This is a genomic window from Aquimarina sp. I32.4 (genome assembly GCF_002924285.1).
In the GTDB taxonomy this organism is placed as follows: domain Bacteria; phylum Bacteroidota; class Bacteroidia; order Flavobacteriales; family Flavobacteriaceae; genus Aquimarina.
In genome coordinates, this window is the sequence record NZ_PGUB01000206.1 from 1 (window position 1) to 2785 (window position 2785).

A 2785-nucleotide genomic window follows, 5' to 3' on the forward strand; every position below is an offset into this window, starting at 1 on the left:
ATGGGGCGCAGGATTACACAAACTGCAAATTATACTAACTAATAATAAATTACTCCTGTCTCTTTGCTCCCTTTTGCTAGTGGTACAATACCACTTCACTGCACTGATATAGATAAGGGGTTACCTGCCTTGATAGATTCTATACACAATTTTGACTGCTTGATCATCTCTGCTACCTCTATGGCTGTACTGCCATTGGTATATTTTTCTGCTATCCAGATGCGTAGCAACAGGGCATACCCACCATGTTTTTGTACACAGGTATCAAATAGTTGGGGGTTAATCAACAAATAGTTGAATACCGTGGCTTCAAATACGCTGAAACGATCTGGTACAATAGGGGCTGTTTTCATACTCTTTGGGGGTTAATCTATTATTCATTTCTTATGAGTCTAGCAATACAGACAAAGACGACAGGTACTTATATAAGGTGACCAGCAATTGTTTTCTGGCTAAAGACGACATCTACTATCACCCCAAGTGATAAGTACCCTTGTTTTTGATTTGATATATCGCATGTATGCACTTTGTTTTATATCATAGTATTACTTATGGGTCTGTTTTACCCTACTGTAGGTAAATTCTTTTTATTCATAATAATTGCTATTTTATATAATTGGTTGGGCTTACTTATTTCTAGTGATACCAACTGATTATTCTATTTTTTTGAGCTCTATTTCTAAAAAGGTTATCAAGTCATTACTAGTTTTTATTTTACTCTTTTGATTGATGATTGCCATTTTTATCATGTCTTTGAGAATTAATTTATCGGGTGCTTTTTTTCTTCTATCTCTTATATTGATGATCGTATTATAGTGTACTTTGTATTTATCAGCTATATGTTGTGCTTGCAATGTGGTCAGGGATTTTTTTAATAATCCTGATAAAAATGCACTTATAGGTTGATGATCGTTTATTGCCATGTCTACTAGATTGTTTTTTTGCCTACAAAGTGATACTCGCTTTTATAGATATGACCAATAAGAAACAAAGCATAAATTGTTGATACTGTTTTCATATATTTGTTTATTGGTTTCGATAATACAAATATAGTCTAAATTTAGACCAAAACAACATAAAATGGATAAAATTTTGTCTGACATTAAACAAAGAGTGCTTGTTTATCTTGAAAAGCAGGGTATCAAGAAGTCTATTTTCTTTAAAGAAACTGGAATATCTCCTTCTAATTTTAAAGGAGCTGGAGTTAAAAGTGAGTTAGGAGGAGACAAAATTGTCAAAATATTAACCATCTATAAAGACATTAATCCAGAATGGCTATTAACAGGTAAAGGTGATATTATGAGAACCAATGTAATCAACAAAAACATTACGGATCTATTGCAACAAGAAGATATCAATGTACTTATAAAATACCTTTTGGATAATAACACAGAATTAATGCAAAATCAACTTTTTAGAAAATACATTGAGGGCAATATAAGATTATTGCAATTAGAAGAAGAAAAGGTTAGTTACGAAAAAGAGATGCAAAAACTAAAAGAAATTATCCTCAAAAAAAGTAAATAATACAAATTAGTGTTTTTGAGTTTCATTGATAATAATATGATATAATGAATTAATTTCACTTTCTGTATAGTGGTCTTCACTTTCCTCCAGAATCTCTCTTAATACTCGTATTTCCATATTTTTACGTTTGTACTTTTTATATTGATTAGTAACTTTTTTTTCAACTTTTTCAAGCTCTTTTTTTAGATCAGATTCAAAGAGTTTTTTTTGCTCATTATTAAGGTACTGACGCCTTTTAAACAAGGTTATTATTTTTTTTATCATAATATCTTTTTTCAAGCTTTCTTATACACCTTTGATTACATCTTTTAAATCTTCCTGAAAATTATCTATATCTTCATCTAGATCATCTTTGGCAATAAGCCCAACCTTTTCGGCATATTTTGCTTTTAATACAACTCTAGGGTAATGTATAACACGTAATCGCTCTAGAAAAGAAAGTTGTTTATAGATAATGTCATCTTTATATGTATAATACTTAACTAAAAAATAGGTAAATGCACTACATAATATAGCACAGGCCAATAGAACAATTATATATTTATTTTGTGCAAAATCTTTTTGAGTAAGAAAAACTAAATGAATAAACCAAAACATTGAAACTAAAATACCTGTAAAGGATACGAAGTGAAATTTATATGTACTACCTCTGGAGAAATCATCATGTAAAGATTTACAACTAAAAAAGAATAATGCAGTAACTAACCCGAAGACAAATATCCAAAAATGAAAACTACTTCGCCCTCTAAATGAATATTCTTTATTTATTTGTCCTAACTCAGCATTTATCTCATTTATTTCTTTTTTAGATTTCTTATTTAGTTTTTTAGCGAGGGTATAGTATTCATCTATGCTGGTTCTTCTATTTTTTAAATCTTCTAAATACTTGACTCTAGTATTATCTCGGTTAGCGATGGCCTCATCATATTTTTTATTGTTTAGAGGCACTTTGTCTGATTTATTGTCAAAAAAAACATGAAATAAAGAAAGGGTAACTAGCAGAAATGCTAGCCCCCCTTTTATAAATGGTAATATCTTATTTTTAATTTTCCCTTCTGTCTCCAGGGTCGATTGCGCCATCTTCTCCTGGTTCAATGAGTTGTATTTCTGTCTCATAAGTTTCATTTTTTAATTCATTCTTTTCGCAACTACTTATTGTGATAAATAAGAATAGAATTCCTAATAAAATAATAAGGTTCTTCATTTGTCAGTGTATTTTATGGTTTGTTACCCTAAAACACCACTAAATAAGGGATTT

Annotated in this window: 6 protein-coding genes; 1 reads left to right on the forward strand and 5 read right to left on the reverse strand. The window is 30.0% G+C overall.

Going from position 1 to position 2785, the window contains the following annotated elements; genetic code table 11:
* Positions 1 to 95: 95 nt before the first annotated feature.
* Positions 96 to 353 (reverse strand): hypothetical protein, encoded by a 258-nt coding sequence (locus CVD18_RS21890; protein WP_103867582.1) that lies wholly within the window; start codon positions 351 to 353, stop codon positions 96 to 98.
* A 300-nt stretch (positions 354 to 653) separates the two neighbouring features.
* On the reverse strand, positions 654 to 923 hold the full coding sequence (locus CVD18_RS21895; RefSeq protein ID WP_103867583.1) for a hypothetical protein: 270 nt from the start codon (positions 921 to 923) through the stop codon (positions 654 to 656).
* Between the two features lie 157 nt (positions 924 to 1080).
* On the opposite strand from CVD18_RS21895, the gene CVD18_RS21900 reads away from it, so the two are divergent.
* Positions 1081 to 1527 carry a hypothetical protein gene (locus CVD18_RS21900; RefSeq protein WP_103867584.1) on the forward strand — a complete coding sequence of 149 codons (447 nt, stop codon included), beginning with the start codon at positions 1081 to 1083 and terminating at the stop codon, positions 1525 to 1527.
* A 6-nt stretch (positions 1528 to 1533) separates the two neighbouring features.
* Here the strand turns inward: CVD18_RS21900 and CVD18_RS21905 are convergent, their stop codons facing one another.
* From CVD18_RS21905 to CVD18_RS22900, 3 genes are read right to left on the reverse strand one after another with little or no spacing between them, the layout of a single operon-like run.
* The gene (locus CVD18_RS21905; protein ID WP_103867585.1) at positions 1534 to 1791 is read right to left on the reverse strand and encodes a hypothetical protein; all 258 of its coding nucleotides are present in this window, start codon (positions 1789 to 1791) and stop codon (positions 1534 to 1536) included.
* 21 nt (positions 1792 to 1812) lie between these two features.
* Positions 1813 to 2607: a hypothetical protein gene (locus CVD18_RS21910; RefSeq protein ID WP_146052907.1), complete on the reverse strand. Its 795-nt coding sequence runs from the start codon at positions 2605 to 2607 to the stop codon at positions 1813 to 1815.
* Positions 2570 to 2731, reverse strand: a complete 162-nt coding sequence (locus tag CVD18_RS22900) for a hypothetical protein (protein ID WP_158250541.1) — start codon at positions 2729 to 2731, stop codon at positions 2570 to 2572. Before CVD18_RS22900 ends, CVD18_RS21910 begins: the two co-directional genes overlap by 38 nt.
* Between the last annotated feature and the right edge of the window lie 54 nt (positions 2732 to 2785).